Here is a 21,603-nt window from a genome sequence, read left to right as displayed (position 1 = left end):
GAATAGGGTGTCGGGCTTAAGGCGTCTTGAGTTCCAGACGGAAATCCACGGCTTTCGGGGTCGGGGCGATGCCCTGGATGAAGCTGGTCTGGGCGCCGTACATCATCTGGCTCTTCCAGACTTCTTCTTCGGCGATCGGGAAACCTTCCGGCCCGAGCCAGGCGAAGCGGTAGTAGAACGTCTTGTTGCTGTTGAGGGTGTTGCTCAACTGCACGTTGACGGTCATGAAGCCGTTTTCGCGGGCCACGCGCATCGCGCCGACCACGATGTGTTTCTGCGGGCCCATGGCCACGACCTTGCTCGCGGCACTGCCCGGCTCCGGTGGTGGCGGGGTGGCGCAACCGCTCGCCAACAGGGCGAGGGCGGCGACGGCGATGAGTTTGAAGCGCATGCAAAGACTCCGTTCTTAAGGTTGTTTGAGGCTGGCCACGGCGGTGGCGCCAGCGCTCGGGGTCACGTGGGCGGCGAGGCCTGCGGCGAACACCTGATTGCCGACGGCGCGCAGGGTGATCACCTGATAACGCTGATCGACGGTCACCTTGACCTGAGAGCCACCGACGGCGCTCGGCAGAGTGACTTGGTGCTCACCGTTCTTCAAGCGCAGACGTACCACTTGAGTGGTGTCCGGCAGGGTGCGCCACGTACGGGTATCGGCACCTTCGAGCACAGCTGAAGAAATACCGACCGCCAGACCGGCCAGCGGGTTGGTATCGTTGATCTTCTTCTGGGCCACACCTTTGGTGATTGCGCGCACGGTGGTGCGCAGGATGATCCCCGGCATGTCATCGCGCAGGGCGCGGCGGGACATGGCGGTGGTGCTGTTCAGCGCGGTCAGGTCGACCTGTTGGCCATCGACACCGATCTGCGCGAATGGCGCGGTGGAGGTGTCAGGTTTGATGATCGGGAACGACAGCGGAGTGATCACTACGTTGTTGGAGATTGGCAGCGGCAGCGGCACGCGGATCGAATCGCGGGCCGGCGCCAGACCGCTTTGCACCACGATCAGGATGTCGCTGTCGTCGCTCTTGACCGGCTTGTCGAGGTTGACCAGCGCCTGCTCCAGCAGCGGCGTGTTCGGGCGCAGTTCGGCAGCCTTGCGATAGCCCGGCGCAGCGAGGTCTTTCTCGCCCAGGGCTTCATAAACGAAACCGGCCAGGTAATGGCTGAACGCACTCTGGTAGCTGTTTTTCAGGCCGACCACTTCCGGCGCGTCGAGGCTGGCGACCGGGTAGCCCTGCAAGTCCTTGTATTCGGTCTTGATGCCTTCTTTCTCGGCCTCCTCTTCGCTCTTGAGGTATTCCTTGTCGCGCAGGTCGGCGATCACCGCTTCACGTTCGTGCGTCTTCTTGATCGCGGTACGGGCGCCGTCGAAATCGTTGACCGCCAGCAGGTTCAGGGCCATCTGCGTGGTCAGCATGACTTTTTCGTAGTCGTAGCCTTCGTAGCGGCGCACCTTGTCGTTGACCAGGAAGCTGCCGAACTGGGCCAGGTATTTGTCGGTGTCGAGCTTGACCGAATCTTCCCACTTGCCCACCACCTGGTCGGCGCTGGTCCAGGCATTCTGGCTGCCGGACAAATCGCCCTTGGCGCGCAGCAGCTCACCCTTCTCGAAGTAATAGAGCAGGTCCTTGTCCGGGCCGGTGTTGTTCTTTTCCAGCAGGGTCAGGGCGGCGTCGACGTTGCCGGTGGCCAGTTGCTGGTTGGTCTGGGCCAGTTCGGAATCGTAGTTGCGAAACGCCGAACAGCCGGACAGCAGGGTGACAGCGCTGAGCGCGATCAGAGTGGGAGCGCGGAATGCCATGGGGTACTTCTTCCATGAGTAGCGACAGCCTCGGGTGCGGGTCGGGCTGCTGGGACCGATCGACAGTGGCGCTGGCCTCCTGCCAATTCCTCATAACAAGAGGAGCTTTAATGCCGCAACGCGATAGCGCGGGCGCGGCATTATAAGCGGGCGGTGCTGGCTATGTAATAGCTTTTTAATTGCACCGGTTGGTAAGGTGCCATTACTTATTTCAGGCCGGATACCACGCGGCTTTCCGGCGATGTGGAGGCCTGGAAAGCGCTGCCGTTGGCATAGATTCTGTCGCCCAGGGCGCGCAGGCCGATGATCTGACGATCCTGATCGATGCGGATTTTAAGCGGTGCGACACCGGGTGCGGTAGGCAGATTGATCATGTGCTCGCCTTTCTTCAGCCGTAGGCGCAGTACCTGGGTGAGGTTGGGCAGGGTGCGCCAGGTGCGGGTGTCTGCGTGCTCGAATCCATCGTAATGGGTCACATAGGACGCCTTGGCCGGGTTGCGCCGATTGTCGGTGCCCTGGACGTCTGCCGCCAGGAACGCGCGATACGTGGTGCGCTGGATGATCCCGGGCATGTCGTCACGCAGAGTGCGCAAGGACATGTCGGTAATGTTGTTGACCGTGATCAGCTTCTTTGGACGACCGTCGAGGCTGATCTGATCGAAGGGTGGGGTGGACGTGTCGGGCACCATCACCGGAAACGACACATTGGCCACGATCACCTGACCGTCCTCAAGCTTCACCGGATACGGCACTCGCACCGAACTGCGAGCCGGCGCCAGCCCGCTTTGCACGATGATCAGCACATCGCTTTCGCCCGCCTTGAGCCCGGGGCTGTCGAGGTCATGCAATGCCTGTTGGAAGAACGGCATGTCAGGACGCAGTTCTATGGCCTGACGGTAACCGGGTGCGGCCAGATCCTTTTCACCCAGGGCTTCATAAGTGAAGCCGGCCAGATAGTGGCTGAACGCACTTTGATAGCCGTTCTTCAGAGCGATGACCGCCGGCGAGTCCAGCATGACCACCGGGTAACCTTGCAGATCCTTGTAATGCACACGCGCGCCTTGGGCCTTGGCGGCGTTTTCAATGCGCTCGTATTCCAGCTCCCGTTGCCGGGCGATCATTGTTTCGCGTTCGTGGGTTTTCTTGATGTCCGCACGGGCACCGTCGAAGTCATTCACGGCCAACTGATTCAAGGCCATTTGCGTGGTCAGCATGACCTTTTCATAGTCGTAACCATCGTAGCGACGAATCTTGTCGTTGATGATGCTGCCCCATTGATTGCCCAGGGCGGACAGCAACTTGTCGCCGGCGGTTTCTATGGTGTCCTGACGCTGGATCACCATCTGTTCGGCGCTGCGCCAGGCGACCTGACTTTGCGGCAACTCCCCGGCAGCGCTGAGTACCGCGCCTTTCTCGAAGTAATACAGCAGGTCTTTTTCTTCATCCGGGTTATGCGCCTCGATCAGGGCCAGCGCACCGTTGGTGTCGCCCGCTTTCAACTGATCGGTGGTCTGTTGCAGTTCCAGGTCGTAATTGCGGTAGGCCCCGCAACCGCTCAACTGCAAGACGATGCTGAACAACAAGGAAAACAGCAGGCAATGGCGCATGGCGAGGGGTTCTTCCTTGAACAGAAGGGCGGCTGAAGTGGCGCATTATAGTGGGAGATGATGGCTAATTGCCGGGCAGATTTTTTGACATGGTCTGTGCAAAAGTTGCACAGATCATGTGCCAATACTGCCGTGGTCAGGCCGTTTGCGGATTTCTAGACTTGGCCCGACTTATACGCCTCTCTACAGGAACCGCGTCATGACTCTCTCGCAAACGTATCGCTGCAGCTCAGTTTTCAGAATCCTGTTCGCCAGTCTTGGTCTCGCTGCGGTCAGCAGTGCGATGGCCAGTACTGCACCGGATGCTCATCCAACCCTTCGTGCAATATCCGGCGCGGCGCCGATCGAACGCCTCGACCCGAAGACCACCGCGCTGGTGGTGATCGATTTCCAGAACGAGTACTTCAGCGGACGCCTGCCGATTCCCGACGGCATCGCAGCCATGAACAAGGCCCGTGAGCTGATCCGCTTTGCCGATCAGGCGAAGATTCCAGTGTTCCAGGTCCAGCACGTCGCGCCCGCCGGTTCGCCAGTGTTCGCACAGGGCGGCGAGACCGTGAAGTTTCATCCGCTGATGCAGCCGAGGGCGCAGGATCACGTGCTGCAAAAGACAACGGTCAGCGTGTTCGCCAGCACCGATCTCGATCGGCAGCTCAAGCAGGCCGGCATCAAGACCGTGATTTTCGCCGGGCTGATGACCCACGCCTGCGTTGCCGGCGGTGCCCGGGACGCTGCGCCGTTGGGCTATCAGGTCGTGGTAGCATCCGATGCTTCGGCGACCCGGGCGATCACCCGCGTCAACGGCGACACCGTCGACAAGGACAGCCTGCACCGCGCGGCGCTGGCCGAAATCGAAGACACTTTCGGTGACGTCATGACCACGCAGCAGATCGTTCGCCTGCCACTCGACTGAGGGCTTCGATGAATCAGCTGTTGGCCATGCGCGCGTTCCGTTGCATCGTCGAGTGTCGCGGCTTCACTGCCGCCGCCGAGCGGCTCGACACCACGCATTCGACGATCTCCCGCCAGCTCCAGCAACTGGAGGCGGAGCTCGGCACGCGCCTGATCAACCGCAACACCCGGCGCTTCAGCCTGACCACGGCCGGGCAGCAGTATTACGCCGCGTGCGTGGACATTCTCGATCGCGTCGATCAGGCCGCACTGGCGGTCGGGCAGGCCCGTGAGACACCCAGTGGGCTTTTGCGCATCAGCGCGCCGGTGGTGATCGGCACGCTGGAGCTGGCGTGCTGGTTGCCGGCGTTTCAGCAGCGATATCCGGAGGTTGAGGTCGATCTGTCCTGCGATGACCGTTTTGTCGACCTGATCGCCGAAGGCTTCGATGTCGCGCTGCGCATCTGCGGGCCGCTGGCGGATTCATCCTTGGTGGCGCGTCTGCTGACGGTATCCGAGCTGGTGCTGGTGGCCTCGCCGACCTACGTCGCGCGACACGGTCTGGTGCGCCAGGTCAGTGAGCTGGCCGAACATCAATTGCTCGCGTTCGCCGGCGGTGGCGACTGGTCGCTGACCGATGCGCGCGGGCTGACGACAGCGGTGCGGGCTCAGGGGCGGTTCAAGGCGGACTCGATCAGCTCGCTGCATGCGGCGGCGCTGGCCGGTGTGGGGATTGCCGCGTTCACCCGGGCCACGGTGCAGGACGATCTGTTGCGTGGCCGGCTGGTGCAGATCCTGCCCAACTACAGCCTCGGTCAGCGGCATTACTACGCGCTCTATCCTCACGCCCGGCATGTGGCGCTGAAGGTGCAGGTGTTCGTCGAATTCATGGCCGAACACTACCGCAAGGCGAGTGCACCCTTGCGCTAAAAGCCGTCGGGCCGCCAAGAAAGCTTGAGGGAAACGCGCTCGACGTGAACAATATGTAACTTCGCATTTCCACTTGAGACTCATTCATGACTGCCGCGTCCCGATTTCTGGCCTGGCTGGTGTTCCCGTTGTGCGCCCTGAGCAGCTTCAATCTGCTGGCCGACACCGTGGAAGGCGCGCCGCAAGCGCTGCACCTGCTGGATTACATCAGCGCCGATTACCCGCCAACGGTAGCGGCAGGCAAGGTCATCGACGACGGCGAATACCGCGAGCAGCTGGAGTTCACCCAGGTTCTGCAAGGGCTGATCGCCGGCCTGCCGGCCAAACCGGAGAAAGCGGCGCTGGAACAAGGCGTCAGTGCCTTGCACGCCGCGATCACCGCGAAACAGGACGGCGCAGACGTCGCCCGTCAGGCCCGGCAACTGGGGGCGAAACTGGCGGTGGCTTATGAGGTCAGCCAGGCCCCGATCATCACGCCCGATCCGACCCGTGGTGCGCCGCTCTACGCGCAAAACTGCTCGGTGTGCCACGGCGACGCGGGTGCCGGCGACGGCCCGGCGGGTCTCGGCATGACGCCGGCGCCGGCCAATCTGCGCGACGCTGCGCGGATGGATCACCTGAGCCTGTACGCGATCTACAGCACCCTCGGCCAGGGCGTCGAAGGCACTGACATGCCGGCGTTCGCCGATCAACTGGATGACCGTCAGCGTTGGGACCTGGCGACCTACATCGCACAGTTCAGCGCCGATCCGGCCACGGCCAAATCCGACAAGACCTACAATATCGCCGACCTGGCCCGCCAGACCCCGGCCGAAGTGCAGGCTGCCGAAGGCGCTGAAGCCGCCGCGATCTTCCGTGTACAACGGGCGCAGCCGCCGCAGGTCAAGCGCGGCCCGGCGCAGTTGCTCGACTACACCGCCGCGACGCTGGACAAGAGCCTGGCGGCGTACCGCGCCGGTGAGCACGATCAGGCCTATGACCTGTCGGTGGCGGCGTATCTGGAAGGCTTCGAACTGGTCGAAAGCTCGCTGGACAACGTCGACGCCAACGTGCGCAAGGACACCGAAAAATCCCTGATGGCTTATCGGCAATCGCTGCAGGACGGCTTGCCGGTGGAGCAGGCCGAGCAGCGTCTGGACGCGGCCAAGGCCAAACTCAAGGAATCCGCCGGCCTGTTGGGCAGCGATGGTCTGAGCTGGTCGCTGAGCTACATCTCCGGTCTGCTGATTCTGCTGCGCGAAGGTCTGGAAGCGATTCTGGTGCTGGCAGCGATCCTCGCGTTCCTGCGCAACACCGGCCAGCAATCGGCGGTGCGCAGCGTCAACGTCGGTTGGGGTCTGGCGCTGCTGGCCGGCCTCGGCACCTGGGCACTGGCGGCGTATGTGATCGACGTCAGCGGTTCCCAGCGTGAACTGCTCGAAGGCGCCACGGCGCTGTTCGCCAGCGTCATGGTGTTGTGGCTCGGGGTGTGGATGCACGACCGTCGGCACGCGGCGGCCTGGCAGGATTACATCAAGCAGAGCCTGGTTGGCGGAGGCGGGCGTTTCGGTTTCGCGATCCTGGCGTTCTTCTCGGTGTACCGCGAACTGTTCGAAGTGATCCTGTTCTACGAAACCCTTTGGCTGCAGGCCGGCCCTGCCGGGCATAACGCGGTACTCGCCGGCGGCGCGACGGCGCTGGTGCTGCTGTTCGGTCTGGCGTGGGTGATTCTGCGCGGCTCGGCGAAACTGCCGCTGACGCTGTTCTTCAGCATCAACGCAGCGCTGCTTTGTGCGTTGTCGGTGGTATTCGCCGGCCACGGCGTGAAGGCGTTGCAGGAAGCCGGGATCTTCGGCACCCGGCCGGTGGCGTTCTTCGATTTCGACTGGCTGGGCATTCATGCCGATGCCTATTCGCTGACGGCGCAGGCCGTGGCGATTGCAGCGATTATCGTGCTGTACGGTCGCAGTTGGGTGGCTGAAAAGCGCCGCATGGCGGCTTGAAATGATGCGCGTATGGATCGATGCCGACGCCTGCCCGAAGATGGCCAAGGAGCTGGTGGTCAAGTTCGCCCTCAAGCGTCGCTTCGAAGTGGTGCTGGTGGCGGGGCAGCCGCAGAGCAAACCGGCGCTGGCGATCGTCAAGCTGATCGTGGTGCCGAGCGGCCCGGATGCGGCGGATGATTATCTGGTGGAACACGCGGTGCCGGGTGAACTGGTGATCTGCAGTGACATCCCGCTGGCCGACCGGCTGGTGAAGAAGGGCGTGGCGGCGCTGGACCCGCGCGGCAAGGAGTTCGACGCGCAGAACATGGGTGAGCGGCTGGCGACACGCAACCTGTTCACCGATCTGCGAGAGCAGGGGCAGGTCAGCGGCGGCCCGGCACCGTTCGGTGACCGTGAGAAGCAGGCGTTCGCCAATGCGCTGGACCGGATCCTGACACGGCTGGCGCGCCAATCCTGAGTTGATTGATCGTTCCCAAGCTCTGCCTGGGAATGCCTCTCGGGACGCTCCGCGTCCCAGCCTCACCACCGATGCAAGGCAGACGCGGAGCGTCCAAGGCTGCATTCCCACGCGGAGCCTGGGAACGATCGCTATCGCCGGTCAGGCGTCGTTTTCGTGGGTCAGCTCAAGCACCCGATCCACCAGCTTGTTGATCCCCGAAGCCGCCTCGCTGATCGACTGCGCCAGCATGTACGCCGGGGTGGTCACCAGTTTGCGCGCCTTGTCTTCGACGATATCGGTCACCGCGCAGTCTTCATGGGTGGCGCCCATCTTGTTCATGGCGGCGGCCGTGTCGGCATCGTTGCCGATGGTGCAGGTCACGCCCGGGCCGTAGATCTTCGCGGCCAGTGCCGGCGAGATGCAGATCAGGCCAACAGGCTTGCCCGCTTCGGCAAAGGCTTCGGCCAGCGCCAGCACTTCCGGCTGTACGGTGCAGCCGGCGCCTTCGATGGCGAAGTTCGACAGATTCTTCGCCGCACCGAAACCGCCTGGCACGATCAGCGCATCGAAGTCCTCGACATCGGCCTCACGCAGATCCTTGACGTTACCCCGGGCGATGCGTGCCGATTCCACCAGCACGTTGCGCGATTCGGGCATTTCTTCACCGGTCAGGTGGTTGATCACATGCAATTGCGCGATGTTCGGGGCGAAGCACTGCACCTGTGCGCCGCGCTGGTCAAGGCGTAACAGGGTAATGACGCTTTCGTAGATCTCGGCGCCGTCGTACACGCCGCAACCGGACAGGATCACTGCAACTTTTTTGCTCATGGGTTTCTCTCCAGATTCATGGCGCTAAATGTCCTCTAATTTGTCGTTCGTTGCCATAGGATCAAGCCGCGGCTACACCTAGGATCTGTGCTACAGATTCCGACCAGGGCGCGTCATGAACTTCATCCTGTATGCGGTACCGTTTTTCTTCGTGTTGATTGCGGTGGAGCTCATCGCCGACCGCTGGCGCGGGGTGAGCAACTATCGCCTGGCCGATGCGGTGAGCAGCATCAGCACCGGGGTGTTGTCGACCACCACCGGCCTGTTGACCAAGGGCGTGGGCCTGGTGACCTATGCGTTTGCCCTGGAGCATCTGGCGCTGGTCAGGTTGCCTGCGGACAGCGTCTGGGTCTGGGTGTTTGCCTTTGTCTTCTATGACTTCTGCTATTACTGGCTGCATCGCATGGGCCATGAACGCAACATCCTCTGGGCCGCGCATTCGGTGCATCACCAGAGCGAGGACTACAACCTTTCCACGGCCTTGCGCCAGACCAGCACCGGGTTCCTGCTGAGCTGGATCTTCTACCTGCCGATGGCCGTGCTCGGGGTGCCGCTGCTGGTGTTTGTCAGCGTTGCGGCGCTGAATCTGCTGTATCAGTTCTGGGTCCACACCCGGCACATTCCCAAGCTCGGCTGGTTCGAGTGGTGCTTCGTCACGCCATCCAATCATCGGGCCCACCATGCACAGAACGCTCTCTACATGGATCGCAACTACGGCGGGGTGTTCATTATTTGGGACCGTCTGTTCGGCTCGTTTCAGGAAGAGGATGACAACGAACCGGTGATTTTCGGCGTGACCACGCCGCTGGCGAGCTGGAATCCGTTATGGGCCAACCTGCAGTTCTACGCGCAGCTGTGGGGCGACGCGCGCCGGGCCGAGCGTACGTGGGACAAGATCCGGATCTGGTTCATGCGCACCGGCTGGCGTCCGGCGGACGTCGCGGCGAAGTACCCGATGAGCAAGCCGGACCTGAGTCAGTTCCGCAAGTTCGAGGTGCCGCTGGACTGCCGTCAGCAGTGGTACGTGGGGTTGCAGTTCGGCGTCTATGTCGCGCTGGGCAGTTATCTGATGAATCTGGAACACAGCCTGCCCACCGGAGCATTGCTGCTCGGCTGGGGCGCGGTGGCCTTCGGTTTGTTCGTGTTGGGCGTGGCCCTTGAGAATCGCCCGTGGGCGGGGAGGCTGGAAGTGCTGCGGCTGGCATCGAATCTGCCGCTGGTGTGGCTGGCGCCGCTGGTCGGACTCTGGCCGGCCAGCCCGGGAATGTGGGTCGGCCTGCTCAGTTACAGCCTGCTCAGCGGCATCGGGCTGTATTGCTGCCGCCAGCGACTTACTCGGCTGGCGTCTTAGGGTCGGCGGTCTTGGCCATTTCGGCTTTGTGCCGTTCGGCCTTGGCCAATTGCTCGGCCTGTTCTTCTTCGTAGACCTTTTTCGCCAGCCGGGCATTCTTGAACCGGCGGCGCAGCCACAGGCCCAGGCCAAGCACCAGCAGCGCGCCCAGTACCCACAACTCATACTTCTTGATGCTGCCGAGCATGCCTTCGAGCACGGCGCCGAAGTGGTAGGCGGCAGCGGCCAGGGCGGTGGCCCAGATCGCAGCGCCGATACCGTTGAGCAGCAGATAACGTCCCGGCGGATAGCCCGACAGGCCGATCGCCACCGGCATCACCGTGCGCAGGCCGTACACGAAGCGAAAGCTCAGAACCCAGATGTCCGGGTGCTTGCGGATGTGTTCCAGCGCGCGGTCGCCCATCATCTGCCAGCGCGGTTTGCGCGCCAGCAATTTGCGCCCGTGTTTGCGGCCCAGGAAGTACCACAGCTGATCGCCGGCATAGCTGCCGAAGAACGCCACGACCACCACCAGTTTGATGTCCATGTATTCACGGAACGCGAGGAAGCCCGCGAGCACCAGGATGGTTTCGCCTTCGAAAAACGTCCCGAGAAACAGGGCAAAGTAGCCGAAGTCATGCAGAAATTGTTGGAGCATTGTCTGGGTGCTGGCGAAATGAACGCGCAGCCTAACCCTTCGGACACATTCAGGAAAGTGTCGAAATGTGTCTCGACGTGAACATTTCCTACGCTGAGAATGGAATGCGGCTACACGTCACAGGTCTCACACAACTGTCATCTGTTCGTCATAATGGCCGTCTATAACTGTCACGCTCGCCCGTTTGCGCGGGCTCAGGAGTCTGCCGTGAGCTTTACCCCAGCCAACCGTCTGTTCCCTGCCACCCGCCTGCGTCGTAATCGCCGTGATGATTTTTCCCGGCGGCTGGTGCGTGAGAATGTGTTGACGGTCGATGACCTGATCCTGCCGGTGTTCGTGCTCGACGGTGAAAACCGCCGCGAAGCCGTGGCCTCGATGCCGGGTGTCGAGCGCCTGACCATCGACCTGCTGCTTGAAGAAGCCGCCAAATGGGTCGAACTGGGAATTCCGGCGCTGGCGCTGTTCCCGGTCACGCCACCTGAACTCAAATCCCTCGATGCCGCCGAAGCCTGGAATCCCGAAGGCATCGCCCAGCGCGCCACCCGTGCCCTGCGTGACCGATTCCCCGAGCTGGGCGTGATCACCGACGTCGCCCTCGACCCGTTCACCACTCACGGTCAGGACGGCATTCTCGATGAAGAAGGCTACGTGCAGAACGACATCACCGTCGATGCACTGGTCAAGCAAGCCTTGTCTCACGCCGCTGCCGGCGCCCAGGTGGTTGCCCCGTCGGACATGATGGACGGCCGCATTCAGGCGATCCGCGAAGCTTTGGAGCTGGCCGGGCACGTCAACGTGCGGATCATGGCCTACTCGGCCAAGTACGCCAGCGCCTATTACGGCCCGTTCCGCGATGCCGTGGGTTCGGCCGCGAACCTGGGCAAGGCGAACAAGGCCTCCTATCAGATGGATCCGGCCAACAGCGACGAAGCGCTGCACGAAGTGGGCGCGGACTTGTCTGAGGGCGCGGACATGGTCATGGTCAAACCCGGCATGCCGTATCTGGACATTTTGTTCCGGGTAAAAGATGCCTTCAAAGTGCCGACCTTCGTCTATCAGGTTAGCGGCGAATACGCCATGCACATGGCGGCGATCCAGAATGGCTGGTTGAGCGAAGGCGTGATCCTCGAATCCCTGACCGCCTTTAAACGTGCCGGCGCTGATGGCATCCTGACTTACTTTGCTGTCCGCGCCGCTCAATTGTTACGAGAGCAGAAATAGCCCTCCCAGGAACATTCGATGAATACCGAAGGACTCACTGAAGTTGCCGTAAAAGAAGCTCAACCCGTGGTCGAGCAGATTACCGAAACCCCGCCGGAACTGGAGCCTGCGCCACCCGCGCCGGCAACCGAGCCTGCCACGGCGGTTCCGGCGATCGCGATTCCCGGCCTGGATGACAGCAGCCTGTACATCCACCGTGAGTTGTCGCAACTGCAGTTCAACATCCGCGTGCTGGAACAGGCGCTGGACGAGTCCTACCCGTTGCTGGAGCGGCTGAAGTTCCTGCTGATCTTCTCCAGCAACCTCGACGAATTCTTCGAAATCCGCGTCGCCGGCCTCAAGAAACAAATCACCTTCGCCCGTGAACAGGCCGGCGCCGACGGCCTGCAACCGCATCAGGCCCTGGCCCGCATCAGCGAGCTGGTGCACGGTCACGTAGACCGTCAGTACGCAATCCTCAACGACATCCTGCTGCCGGAGCTGGAAAAGCATCAGGTGCGCTTCATCCGTCGTCGCAACTGGACGACCAAGCTCAAGACCTGGGTGCGCCGCTATTTCCGCGACGAGATCGCGCCGATCATCACTCCGATCGGCCTCGATCCGACGCACCCGTTCCCGTTGCTGGTGAACAAGAGCCTGAACTTCATCGTCGAGCTCGAAGGTATCGACGCCTTCGGCCGCGACTCCGGTCTGGCGATCATCCCGGCGCCGCGTCTGCTGCCGCGGATCATCAAGGTGCCGGAAGAAGTCGGCGGCCCTGGCGACAACTATGTGTTCCTTTCGTCGATGATCCACGCCCACGCCGATGACCTGTTCCAGGGCATGAAGGTGAAGGGCTGCTACCAGTTTCGTCTGACCCGGAACGCCGACCTTGCGCTCGACTCCGAAGACGTCGAAGACCTGGCCCGCGCCCTGCGTGGCGAGTTGTTCTCCCGTCGTTACGGTGACGCCGTGCGCCTGGAAGTCGCCGACACCTGTCCGAAACACCTGTCGGACTACCTGCTCAAGCAGTTCAACCTGAGCGAGACCGAGCTGTATCAGGTCAACGGCCCGGTGAACCTGACGCGTCTGTTCAGCATCACCGGTCTGGACAGCCATCCGGAGTTGCAATACACGCCGTTCACGCCGCAGATTCCGAAACTGCTGCAAAACAGCGAAAACATTTTCAGCGTGATCAGCAAGCAGGACATCCTGCTGCTGCACCCGTTCGAGTCGTTTACCCCGGTGGTCGACCTGCTGCGCCAGGCCGCGAAAGACCCACACGTTCTGGCCGTGCGCCAGACCCTGTACCGTTCCGGCGCCAACTCGGAAATCGTCGATGCGCTGGTGGACGCCGCGCGTAACGGCAAGGAAGTGACGGCGGTCATCGAGCTGCGTGCGCGCTTCGACGAAGAATCCAACCTGCAGCTGGCCAGCCGTCTGCAAGCGGCCGGTGCGGTGGTGATCTACGGCGTGGTCGGCTTCAAGACCCACGCCAAGATGATGTTGATCCTGCGCCGCGAGGCCGGCGAGATCGTGCGTTACGCGCACCTCGGCACCGGTAACTACCACGCCGGCAACGCCCGTCTGTACACCGACTACAGCCTGCTGACCTCCGACGACGCCTTGTGCGAAGACGTCGGCAAACTGTTCAGCCAGTTGATCGGCATGGGTAAAACGTTGCGCATGAAGAAGCTGCTGCATGCGCCGTTCACCCTGAAGAAGGGCATGCTCGACATGATCCTGCGCGAGACGCAATTCGCGCTCGACGGCAAACCGGCGCACATCATCGCCAAGTTCAACTCGCTGACCGATCCGAAGATCATCCGCGCGCTGTACAAGGCCAGCCAGTCCGGCGTCCGCATCGATCTGGTGGTGCGCGGCATGTGCTGCCTGCGTCCGGGCATCGCCGGGGTATCGCACAACATCCACGTGCGCTCGATCATCGGCCGCTTCCTTGAACACACCCGGGTTTTCTACTTCCTGAACGGCGGCGAGGAGCAGATGTTCCTGTCCAGCGCCGACTGGATGGAGCGCAACCTCGACAAGCGCGTCGAGACCTGCTTCCCGGTGGAAGGCAAGAAGCTGCTGACCCGGGTCAAGAAAGAGCTGGAGCTGTACCTGACCGACAACACCCACAGCTGGAGCCTGCAATCGGACGGCCGCTACATCCGCAATACGCCGACCGGCAACCAGAACCCGCGCAGTGCGCAGGCGACGCTGCTGGAGCGGTTGGGCAGCCCGATTCTGCCGGTGAGCAGCTGACCGCAGGTTTCAACGCCATAAAAAAGGCGATCCATCCGGATCGCCTTTTTTGTGCCTGCCCGTTACTCAATGCACGGTCAGAACAACCCCCACCCGCGTCAGCCACTCCGCCTCAAGCCCGAAATCCGCCTGAGTCAGCTGATTCTCATCCAGCCAGTTCTCCGGGAATTCCACGTCGAGGTTGTTGCCGTTGGCATGCAACGCCACTTGCGGCATCGCCTGGGTACCACGGATGTGGTGGAACAGGATGGCGAAACGCAGCAGCACGCACAGGCGGATCAGCTTGTCGCCGTCGTCGCCGAACTCGGCAAACTTGTCCTTGGGGATGTTGCGGCGGTGGCCACGCACCAGCAGGGCGAGCATTTGCTGATCTTCGCGGGAGAACCCGGCGAGGTCCGAGTGCTCGATCAGGTAAGCGCCGTGTTTATGGTAGTGATAGTGAGCGATGTCGAGCCCGACTTCGTGCACTTTCGCCGCCCAGCCCAGCAGTTCGCGCCAGATGCCGTCGTCCAGCTCCCAGTCCACGGCCACTTGATCAAACGCGTGCAAGGCTTTGCGCTCGACCCGTGCAGCCTGTTCGAGGTCGACGTGGTAGCGCTCCATCAGCGAGGTCAGGGTGCGTTCGCGCACGTCTTCGTGGTGATGGCGACCCAGCAGGTCATACAGCACGCCTTCACGCAGCGCGCCTTCGCAGTGATCCATGAGTTGCAGTTCGAGGGCGTCGAAGATCGCTTCGAGAATCGCCAGACCCGCCGGGAAGATCGCGCGACGGTCAGGTTTGATGCCTTCAAAATCGATCTTGTCGACATCGCCGAGCTTGAACAGGCGGCGCTTGAGCCACGCCAGACCTTCGGCATTCACTTCGCCGGTGCCATGACCGCCGGCCTTCAGCGCCAGGCCGATGGCGCGGATGGTGCCCGAGGAGCCGATGGCCTCATCCCAGGTCAGGCGGTGCAGGGCGTGTTCGATGCTCATGATTTCCAGCCGCGCCGCCGTGTACGCCTGGGCGTAGCGAGCCGGGGTGATCTTGCCGTCCTTGAAATAGCGCTGGGTGAAGCTCACGCAGCCCATCTGCAGGCTTTCGCGCAGCAGCGGTTCGAAACGCTGGCCGATGATGAATTCGGTACTGCCGCCGCCGATGTCGGCGACCAGGCGTTTGCCCGGGGTGTCGGCGAGGGTGTGGGACACGCCAAGGTAGATCAGGCGGGCCTCTTCACGGCCGGAGATGACTTCCACCGGATGGCCGAGGATTTCTTCGGCGCGGCGGATGAATTCGCCACGGTTGCGCGCCTCGCGCAGGGCGTTGGTGCCGACGATCCTCACGGCGCCCAGTGGCATGCCGTTGATCAGTTGAGCAAAGCGCTTGAGACAGTCGAGGCCGCGCTGCATGGATTCTTCGTTGAGCTGACGCTCATCGTCGATGCCGGCGGCCAGCTGAACCTTTTCACCGAGCCGTTCGAGAATACGGATTTCGCCGTTCTGGGCCTTGGCCACGACCATATGGAAGCTGTTGGAGCCCAGGTCGATCGCGGCGATCAGGGACAGATTCTTGGCTTGGGATTGCGGCATGGTGTGGGGGTCTCGGTCGATAACCCCGACATCGTGCCACGATCAAACGCTGCCGCCAACGCGCATGGTTCAAACCCTTGATTCAGCGCATAAAGTCTCAAGACCGCGGCGCGGCCATTCGCGGGCAAGCCCGCTCCCACAGGTTTTGTGTCGAACACAAAACCGTATCCCGCTAGAGAACCCTGTGGGAGCGGGCTCGCCCGCGATGAGGCCAGAAAAGTCTCTGAAAATCCTTCAGGCTGTCGCTTCGACGCTGCCAATAAAATTCGCCAGCTCCGGAGTCTGCGGATCGGCAAACAGCACTTTCGGATCCCCCACCTCGTGAACCTTGCCTTGGTGCATGAACACCAGTTTGTCCCCCACCTCCCGGGCGAAGCGCATTTCGTGGGTGACCATGATCAATGTCATGCCTTCTTTCGCGAGCTGGCGGACCACGCTGAGCACTTCGTTGACCAGCTCCGGGTCCAGCGCCGAGGTGATCTCGTCGCACAGCAGCACCTTGGGCGACATCGCCAGCGCCCGGGCAATCGCCACCCGTTGCTGCTGGCCGCCCGAGAGGCGTTCCGGGAACGCATCGAATTTCTCGCCCAGACCGACGCGCTCCAGCATCTGCCGCGCCAGTTCCTGCGCCTTGGCCTTGGGCACTTTCTGCACCACCTGTGGCGCGAGCATCACGTTTTCGCCGACCGTCAGGTGCGGGAAAAGGTTGAACTGCTGAAACACCATCCCGACTTTCTGCCGCAGGCTGCGCAGATCGGCGCGGGCGGCGTCGAGGTATTCGCCATCGACTTCGATCACGCCGTCTTTGATCGACTCCAGACCGTTGAGGGTGCGCAGCAGGGTGGACTTGCCCGAGCCGCTGCGGCCGATGATCGCCACCACCTGGCCTTCCTCGACGCTCAGGTCGATGCCTTTGAGCACGTGGTGATCGCCGTAGTATTTATGCAGGGCGGAAATTCTAAGCAGAGGCATGCAGTCTCCTTTCCAGATAGCGCGCACTGAGGGACAGGGGGTAACAGAGCAGGAAGTAGCCCAGGGCAACGAGGCCGTAGACCATGAACGGTTCGAAGGTGGCGTTGGCGAGCATGCCGCCGGTCTTGGTCAGTTCGGTGAAGCCGATGATCGAGGTCACCGCGGTGCCCTTGACGACTTGCACCGAGAAACCCACGGTCGGCGCTACGGCGATGCGCAGCGCTTGCGGCAGGATCACGTAGCGCAGTTGCTCCAGCGGATTCAGCGCCAGGCTCGACGAAGCTTCCCACTGACCATTGGGAATCGCCTCGACGCAGCCGCGCCAGATCTCCGCCAGATAGGCGCTGGTGAATAGCGTCAGGGCAATCGCCGCCGCCATCCACGGCGAAATCTCCACCCCGGCCAGCGCCACGCCGAAGAACACCAGAAACAACTGCATCAACAGCGGCGTGCCCTGAAACAGTTCGATCCAGGTGCGGGCGATGCTGCTGGGCAGCGGGTTCTTCGAGATGCGCATGATCAGGATCAGCAATCCGACGATCCCGCCGCCGATGAATGCCACCAGCGACAGCGCCAGCGTCCATTGCAGGCCGGTCAACAGGTTGCGCAGGATGTCCCAGAACGTGAAGTCGCTCATTGGCTGCTCCTTGCACTGCTTTTCGACAGGTAGCGCCGACCGAGCCAGTTCAACAGCTGACGGATCAGCAGCGCCATGCACAGATAAATGAGGGTGGTCAGGGCGTAGGTTTCAAAGGCGCGGAAGTTGCGCGACTGAATGAAGTTGGCGGCGAAGCTCAACTCCTCGGTGGCAATCTGCGAACACACCGCCGAACCGAGCATGACGATGATGATCTGGCTGCTCAGAGCCGGCCACACTTTGCCCAGTGCCGGCAGCAGCACCACGTGGCGGAACGCTTCGAAACGGCTCATCGCCAATGCCGCCGCAGCTTCCAGCTGCCCACGCGGAATCGCCTGGATGCCGGCGCGGATGATCTCGGTCGAATACGCACCGAGGTTGATCACCATCGCCAGCACTGCCGCCTGCCACTCGGAAATCTGTACGCCGAGGGACGGCAGGCCGAAGAAGATGAAGAACAGTTGCACCAGAAATGGCGTGTTGCGGATCAACTCCACATAAACGCCGAAGATCGTCGAGAACGGGCGGATGTTCCACGCCCGCACCAGCGCTCCGACGATGCCCACGCCAACCCCGAGCAGCGCGCCGATGGCCGTCAGCTCAAGGGTAAACAACGCCCCACGCAACAGCAGGTCGGTGTTTTCCACCACCGGCAAGAAATCGAACTGATAGGCCATGAAAGTCTCCCGCGTCGCCGGTCAGAGGTCGGCCGGCAGCGGCTCTTTGAGCCAGGTCTGCGCGTTCTTTTCCAGTGCGCCGTCAGACTTGGCGGTGGCCAGGATTTCGTTGACCTTGCCCAGCAATGCTGGCTCGTTCTTGTTCACGCCGACGTAGACCGGCGAATCCTTGAGCTTCACTTTCAGCGCGGGGACGCGTTTCGGGTTCTTTTCGCTGATTGCGACCATTACCACGTTGCCGCTGGCGATCAGGTCGACCTGGCCTGCGAGGTAGGCGGCGATAGTCGAGTTGTTGTCTTCGAAGCGTTTGATGGTCACGCCTTCAGGGGCGACCTTGGTCAGCTCGATGTCTTCGATGGCGCCCCGGGTGACGCTGATGGTCTTGCCCTTAAGGTCGTCGAGGGTGCTGACGGCTGCGTCCGGCGGGCCGAACACGGCGAGGTAGAACGGCGCGTAGGCGCGGGAGAAATCGATGACCTTCTCGCGCTCGGGATTCTTGCCGAGGCTGGAAATCACCAGATCGACCTTGCCGGTGGTGAGGAACGGAATGCGGTTGGTGCTGTTGACCGGGGTCAGTTCGAGTTTGACCTTGAGCTGCTCGGCCAGCAGTTTCGCCGTATCGATATCGAGGCCGCGCGGCTTCATGTCCGGGCCGACCGAGCCGAACGGCGGGAAGTCCTGAGGCACGGCGACTTTCAAGGTGCCGCGTTTGACCACGTCATCCAGACCGTCGGCATGGGCGGGGGCCTGGCTGAGCATCAGGCCGGCAAACAGGGCGGCGAGGAGGGCGCTGTAACGCTTCGTCATGGACAATCTCCGGATCGGCGGGAAGTGAATTCTGCGATCGGACAGAGCATGGGCCGTGCCAAGACAGAGGTTCGGCCCCGCAAAGCCACGGGTTTAGCGGGTTTGTTCGGTCTTACTGGTCTGAACAGTCAGGTCGGGTTTCGCACTGCGATAGCGCATCGACGCGCACCGTCGAACCCCGCTGGGGCACGACTTGCCTGATGCCTCGAATAGCATTACAACTGGCCGCACCTTGGCCTGGTCCGTCTGGAAAACCATGAACTCGATCTCCCGCGCCGTACCCGAAGTGGCGCTGCAAGCGATCCGCAAACTGATTACCGAGCAGGGCTTCGGCCCCGGCGATGCGCTGCCTTCGCAACGGGATCTGGCGGTTCAGCTGGGTGTCAGCCGCGCGTCGTTGCGTGAGGCGTTGTCGTCCTTAAGCGCGCTGGGTGTGGTCAGCATTCAGCCGGGCAAGGGCGTGTTCGTGCAGGCGCCGGTGGAATTGCCGCGCGGTGAGGGCGCACCGGCCTGGCCGTTTGCCGCCCAGGCTTCGCCGCTGGAAATCTTTCAGTTGCGCTATGCGCTGGAAGGGTTTGCGGCCGGGCTGGCGGCGGTGACGCTGAGCACCTTTGATCTGGACGAACTGGAAGACAATGTCGCCGCCATGCGCGAACAACTGCGCGCCGGCGACTTCGAGGCCGCGGCGAAACTGGATTTCGAATTCCACCGGCGGATCCTGCTGGCCAGCGGCAATCAGGCGATGCTGAGCATCCTCACCGCCAGCGCCGACATCTTTCTGGAGAGCCAGAAACTACCGTTCATCCGCGCCGAACGGGCCATGGAAACCTGGCAGGAACACCGCAAGATCCTCCGCGCACTGGCCCGTCGGGCTTCCGCTGCCGCGCAGAAAGCCATGCAGGAGCACGTGCGCAATGCGGCGCTGCGCACCGGAATTTCCTTCATTGCCCCCGCCAGCGCGTGACTTGAGCTATACCCAAACTCATCGAGTGCCATAGCAAGACTCAATCATCTGCGGCTTCCTGAACAAGGGAAGGGCGGCTATGATGGGCCACGTTTTTTTGCTTACAACCTGGAGAATTCCATGAGCAGCGATCTGATCAAACACGTTAGCGACGCTAGCTTCGAAGCCGACGTACTCAAGGCCGAAGGCGCTGTCCTGGTCGACTACTGGGCTGAATGGTGCGGCCCTTGCAAAATGATCGCTCCGGTTCTGGACGAGATTGCAGAGACTTACAAAGGCAAGCTGACCGTTGCCAAACTGAACATCGACGAAAACCAGGAAACCCCTGCCAAGCACGGCGTACGTGGTATTCCGACCCTGATGCTGTTCAAGAACGGCAACGTTGAAGCGACCAAGGTCGGCGCTCTGTCGAAGTCGCAACTGGCTGCTTTCCTCGACGCCAACATCTAAGCGTCGCTGTAAAGATTGTCCTCAAAAAGCCCCGCAAATTGCGGGGCTTTTTGCGTATTCAGGGCTAGACGCTCCGAAACTCAGGTGATACATTCGGCCCCGCACTGGTTTCTCCACTGCCCCCTGCTAGCCGTCGCCGACGCACTCCTTTTCGAATAAGTACGCGATCCTGTCGCCTTCTCCGCGGCGCGGCCTCATTAAGCCAAAAGCTTAATTTCCCCCCTCCATAAATGATTACGTCATTCCTATATGAATCTGACTGAACTCAAGCAAAAGCCGATTACCGAACTGCTCGAATTGGCCGAACAGATGGGCATAGAAAATATGGCCCGTTCGCGCAAGCAGGACGTGATTTTCTCCCTGCTGAAAAAGCACGCTAAAAGCGGTGAGGAAATCTCCGGTGATGGCGTGCTGGAGATTCTCCAGGACGGCTTCGGCTTCCTGCGCTCCGCTGACGCTTCCTACCTCGCCGGCCCTGACGACATCTACGTCTCGCCGAGCCAGATCCGCCGTTTCAACTTGCGCACCGGTGACACCATCGTTGGCAAGATCCGCCCGCCGAAGGAAGGCGAGCGTTATTTCGCCCTGCTCAAGGTCGACACGATCAACTTTGATCGTCCTGAGAACGCGAAGAACAAGATTCTCTTCGAGAACCTGACCCCGCTGTTCCCGACCGTGCGCATGAAGATGGAAGCCGGCAACGGTTCCACCGAAGACCTGACCGGTCGTGTGATCGACCTGTGCGCCCCGATCGGCAAAGGCCAGCGCGGTCTGATCGTTGCACCGCCGAAAGCCGGTAAAACGATCATGCTGCAGAACATCGCAGCGAACATCGCCCGTAACAACCCTGAAGTTCACCTGATCGTGCTGTTGATCGACGAACGTCCGGAAGAAGTGACCGAAATGCAGCGCACCGTGCGCGGCGAAGTGGTTGCCTCGACCTTCGACGAGCCGCCGACCCGTCACGTGCAAGTGGCTGAAATGGTGATCGAGAAGGCCAAGCGCCTGGTAGAACACAAGAAGGACGTGGTGATCCTGCTCGACTCCATCACCCGTCTGGCCCGTGCCTACAACACCGTGATCCCGAGCTCCGGCAAGGTGCTGACCGGTGGTGTCGATGCCCACGCCCTGGAGAAACCGAAGCGTTTCTTCGGCGCTGCGCGCAACATCGAAGAAGGCGGCTCGCTGACCATCATCGCCACCGCGCTGGTTGAAACCGGCTCGAAGATGGACGAAGTGATCTACGAAGAGTTCAAGGGCACCGGCAACATGGAGCTGCCACTGGACCGTCGTATCGCCGAGAAGCGTGTGTTCCCGGCCATCAACATCAACAAGTCCGGTACCCGTCGCGAAGAGCTGCTGACCGCCGACGACGAACTGCAGCGTATGTGGATCCTGCGCAAACTGCTGCACCCGATGGATGAAGTTGCCGCCATCGAGTTCCTGGTCGACAAGCTGAAAACGACCAAGACCAACGACGAATTCTTCCTGTCGATGAAACGCAAGTAACATCGCTGGTCGGTTCAGAAAAATGGCGCCCCTGGAGGGCGCCATTTTTTTTGCCACGGTTCGGCTGCCCCGACCTTCCGGGAG

General features: G+C 61.8%; 20 protein-coding genes. 10 read left to right on the top strand and 10 right to left on the bottom strand.

The genetic code is table 11. The annotated features are described in order from the left end of the window. Positions 1–16: 16 nt before the first annotated feature. The 3 genes from CAF74_RS14375 to CAF74_RS14365 form a co-directional block, all read right to left on the bottom strand. Entirely contained in the window at positions 17–391 is a 375-nt protein-coding gene (locus CAF74_RS14375; RefSeq protein ID WP_011336502.1) for a YcfL family protein, read from the bottom strand. 15 nt (positions 392–406) lie between these two features. After that, positions 407–1,801, bottom strand: coding sequence for a COG3014 family protein (locus CAF74_RS14370; protein WP_085746766.1), 1,395 nt, complete (start codon positions 1,799–1,801; stop codon positions 407–409). A gap of 206 nt (positions 1,802–2,007) precedes the next feature. Next, the gene (locus CAF74_RS14365; protein WP_085746765.1) at positions 2,008–3,408 is read right to left on the bottom strand and encodes a COG3014 family protein; all 1,401 of its coding nucleotides are present in this window, start codon (positions 3,406–3,408) and stop codon (positions 2,008–2,010) included. Between the two features lie 199 nt (positions 3,409–3,607). Here CAF74_RS14365 and CAF74_RS14360 point away from each other — a divergent pair, with 199 nt between their 5' ends. From CAF74_RS14360 to CAF74_RS14345, 4 genes are all read left to right on the top strand, one after another. Further along, positions 3,608–4,321 (top strand): cysteine hydrolase family protein, encoded by a 714-nt coding sequence (locus tag CAF74_RS14360; protein WP_236188245.1) that lies wholly within the window; start codon positions 3,608–3,610, stop codon positions 4,319–4,321. A gap of 8 nt (positions 4,322–4,329) precedes the next feature. Further along, the gene (locus tag CAF74_RS14355; RefSeq protein WP_085746764.1) at positions 4,330–5,229 is read left to right on the top strand and encodes a LysR family transcriptional regulator; all 900 of its coding nucleotides are present in this window, start codon (positions 4,330–4,332) and stop codon (positions 5,227–5,229) included. Positions 5,230–5,315: 86 nt separating this feature from the next. Beyond that, complete coding sequence (locus tag CAF74_RS14350; RefSeq protein WP_085746763.1) at positions 5,316–7,211, top strand: FTR1 family protein; 1,896 nt, start codon at positions 5,316–5,318, stop codon at positions 7,209–7,211. Between the two features lie 4 nt (positions 7,212–7,215). Further along, the gene (locus tag CAF74_RS14345) at positions 7,216–7,671 is read left to right on the top strand and encodes a YaiI/YqxD family protein (protein WP_085746828.1); all 456 of its coding nucleotides are present in this window, start codon (positions 7,216–7,218) and stop codon (positions 7,669–7,671) included. 141 nt (positions 7,672–7,812) lie between these two features. Here CAF74_RS14345 and elbB read toward each other — a convergent pair whose 3' ends face one another. Beyond that, a complete protein-coding gene (gene elbB, locus CAF74_RS14340; protein WP_085746762.1) occupies positions 7,813–8,481 on the bottom strand; it encodes an isoprenoid biosynthesis glyoxalase ElbB in 669 nt (222 codons plus the stop codon). A gap of 115 nt (positions 8,482–8,596) precedes the next feature. On the opposite strand from elbB, the gene CAF74_RS14335 reads away from it, so the two are divergent. Beyond that, on the top strand, positions 8,597–9,832 hold the full coding sequence (locus tag CAF74_RS14335) for a sterol desaturase family protein (protein ID WP_085746761.1): 1,236 nt from the start codon (positions 8,597–8,599) through the stop codon (positions 9,830–9,832). Here CAF74_RS14335 and CAF74_RS14330 read toward each other — a convergent pair. Next, positions 9,813–10,469 (bottom strand): DedA family protein, encoded by a 657-nt coding sequence (locus CAF74_RS14330; RefSeq protein ID WP_085746760.1) that lies wholly within the window; start codon positions 10,467–10,469, stop codon positions 9,813–9,815. The genes CAF74_RS14335 and CAF74_RS14330 overlap by 20 nt on opposite strands. A gap of 207 nt (positions 10,470–10,676) precedes the next feature. Here CAF74_RS14330 and hemB point away from each other — a divergent pair, with 207 nt between their 5' ends. Together hemB and ppk1 are read left to right on the top strand one after the other, a co-directional pair. Next, entirely contained in the window at positions 10,677–11,690 is a 1,014-nt protein-coding gene (gene hemB, locus CAF74_RS14325) for a porphobilinogen synthase (protein WP_007951836.1), read from the top strand. An 18-nt stretch (positions 11,691–11,708) separates the two neighbouring features. Further along, positions 11,709–13,934 (top strand): polyphosphate kinase 1, encoded by a 2,226-nt coding sequence (gene ppk1, locus CAF74_RS14320; RefSeq protein WP_085746759.1) that lies wholly within the window; start codon positions 11,709–11,711, stop codon positions 13,932–13,934. A gap of 66 nt (positions 13,935–14,000) precedes the next feature. On the opposite strand, the gene ppx is transcribed toward ppk1, so the two are convergent. The 5 genes from ppx to CAF74_RS14295 form a co-directional block, all read right to left on the bottom strand. Further along, positions 14,001–15,503, bottom strand: coding sequence for an exopolyphosphatase (ppx, locus tag CAF74_RS14315; RefSeq protein ID WP_085746758.1), 1,503 nt, complete (start codon positions 15,501–15,503; stop codon positions 14,001–14,003). A gap of 234 nt (positions 15,504–15,737) precedes the next feature. Next, complete coding sequence (locus CAF74_RS14310; RefSeq protein WP_085746757.1) at positions 15,738–16,475, bottom strand: amino acid ABC transporter ATP-binding protein; 738 nt, start codon at positions 16,473–16,475, stop codon at positions 15,738–15,740. Beyond that, a complete protein-coding gene (locus CAF74_RS14305) occupies positions 16,462–17,112 on the bottom strand; it encodes an amino acid ABC transporter permease (RefSeq protein ID WP_007951832.1) in 651 nt (216 codons plus the stop codon). Before CAF74_RS14305 ends, CAF74_RS14310 begins: the two co-directional genes overlap by 14 nt. After that, a complete protein-coding gene (locus tag CAF74_RS14300) occupies positions 17,109–17,789 on the bottom strand; it encodes an amino acid ABC transporter permease (RefSeq protein ID WP_085606035.1) in 681 nt (226 codons plus the stop codon). Before CAF74_RS14300 ends, CAF74_RS14305 begins: the two co-directional genes overlap by 4 nt. Before the next feature lie 21 nt (positions 17,790–17,810). After that, positions 17,811–18,596, bottom strand: coding sequence for a transporter substrate-binding domain-containing protein (locus CAF74_RS14295; protein ID WP_085746756.1), 786 nt, complete (start codon positions 18,594–18,596; stop codon positions 17,811–17,813). A 256-nt stretch (positions 18,597–18,852) separates the two neighbouring features. On the opposite strand from CAF74_RS14295, the gene CAF74_RS14290 reads away from it, so the two are divergent. From CAF74_RS14290 to rho, 3 genes are all read left to right on the top strand, one after another. After that, positions 18,853–19,560, top strand: a complete 708-nt coding sequence (locus CAF74_RS14290; RefSeq protein ID WP_007951828.1) for a FadR/GntR family transcriptional regulator — start codon at positions 18,853–18,855, stop codon at positions 19,558–19,560. A gap of 120 nt (positions 19,561–19,680) precedes the next feature. Then, positions 19,681–20,010 (top strand): thioredoxin TrxA, encoded by a 330-nt coding sequence (trxA, locus tag CAF74_RS14285; protein ID WP_003206727.1) that lies wholly within the window; start codon positions 19,681–19,683, stop codon positions 20,008–20,010. A 249-nt stretch (positions 20,011–20,259) separates the two neighbouring features. Continuing rightward, complete coding sequence (rho, locus tag CAF74_RS14280) at positions 20,260–21,519, top strand: transcription termination factor Rho (protein WP_011336486.1); 1,260 nt, start codon at positions 20,260–20,262, stop codon at positions 21,517–21,519. The last annotated feature ends 84 nt before the right edge of the window (positions 21,520–21,603 follow it).

The sequence above is a fragment of the Pseudomonas sp. R45(2017) genome, from assembly GCF_002112305.1.
Lineage (GTDB): Bacteria > Pseudomonadota > Gammaproteobacteria > Pseudomonadales > Pseudomonadaceae > Aquipseudomonas > Aquipseudomonas paraglycinae.
The sequence above is the reverse complement of the archived record's forward strand: the minus strand, read 5'-3'. Positions and strand labels throughout refer to the sequence as shown.

Excerpts from the sequence above, each read along its gene's own strand:
- CAF74_RS14300 (WP_085606035.1), bottom strand. The coding sequence starts at position 17,789 with ATGGCCTATCAGTTCGATTTCTTGCCGGTGGTGGAAAACACCGACCTG.
- CAF74_RS14350 (WP_085746763.1), top strand. The coding sequence starts at position 5,316 with ATGACTGCCGCGTCCCGATTTCTGGCCTGGCTGGTGTTCCCGTTGTGC.
- ppk1 (WP_085746759.1), top strand. The coding sequence starts at position 11,709 with ATGAATACCGAAGGACTCACTGAAGTTGCCGTAAAAGAAGCTCAACCC.
- CAF74_RS14365 (WP_085746765.1), bottom strand. The coding sequence starts at position 3,408 with ATGCGCCATTGCCTGCTGTTTTCCTTGTTGTTCAGCATCGTCTTGCAG.
- CAF74_RS14370 (WP_085746766.1), bottom strand. The coding sequence starts at position 1,801 with ATGGCATTCCGCGCTCCCACTCTGATCGCGCTCAGCGCTGTCACCCTG.
- CAF74_RS14355 (WP_085746764.1), top strand. The coding sequence starts at position 4,330 with ATGAATCAGCTGTTGGCCATGCGCGCGTTCCGTTGCATCGTCGAGTGT.
- CAF74_RS14330 (WP_085746760.1), bottom strand. The coding sequence starts at position 10,469 with ATGCTCCAACAATTTCTGCATGACTTCGGCTACTTTGCCCTGTTTCTC.
- CAF74_RS14345 (WP_085746828.1), top strand. The coding sequence starts at position 7,216 with ATGCGCGTATGGATCGATGCCGACGCCTGCCCGAAGATGGCCAAGGAG.
- CAF74_RS14295 (WP_085746756.1), bottom strand. The coding sequence starts at position 18,596 with ATGACGAAGCGTTACAGCGCCCTCCTCGCCGCCCTGTTTGCCGGCCTG.
- rho (WP_011336486.1), top strand. The coding sequence starts at position 20,260 with ATGAATCTGACTGAACTCAAGCAAAAGCCGATTACCGAACTGCTCGAA.
- CAF74_RS14305 (WP_007951832.1), bottom strand. The coding sequence starts at position 17,112 with ATGAGCGACTTCACGTTCTGGGACATCCTGCGCAACCTGTTGACCGGC.
- ppx (WP_085746758.1), bottom strand. The coding sequence starts at position 15,503 with ATGCCGCAATCCCAAGCCAAGAATCTGTCCCTGATCGCCGCGATCGAC.
- CAF74_RS14335 (WP_085746761.1), top strand. The coding sequence starts at position 8,597 with ATGAACTTCATCCTGTATGCGGTACCGTTTTTCTTCGTGTTGATTGCG.
- elbB (WP_085746762.1), bottom strand. The coding sequence starts at position 8,481 with ATGAGCAAAAAAGTTGCAGTGATCCTGTCCGGTTGCGGCGTGTACGAC.
- CAF74_RS14360 (WP_236188245.1), top strand. The coding sequence starts at position 3,608 with ATGACTCTCTCGCAAACGTATCGCTGCAGCTCAGTTTTCAGAATCCTG.
- CAF74_RS14310 (WP_085746757.1), bottom strand. The coding sequence starts at position 16,475 with ATGCCTCTGCTTAGAATTTCCGCCCTGCATAAATACTACGGCGATCAC.
- CAF74_RS14290 (WP_007951828.1), top strand. The coding sequence starts at position 18,853 with ATGAACTCGATCTCCCGCGCCGTACCCGAAGTGGCGCTGCAAGCGATC.
- CAF74_RS14375 (WP_011336502.1), bottom strand. The coding sequence starts at position 391 with ATGCGCTTCAAACTCATCGCCGTCGCCGCCCTCGCCCTGTTGGCGAGC.
- trxA (WP_003206727.1), top strand. The coding sequence starts at position 19,681 with ATGAGCAGCGATCTGATCAAACACGTTAGCGACGCTAGCTTCGAAGCC.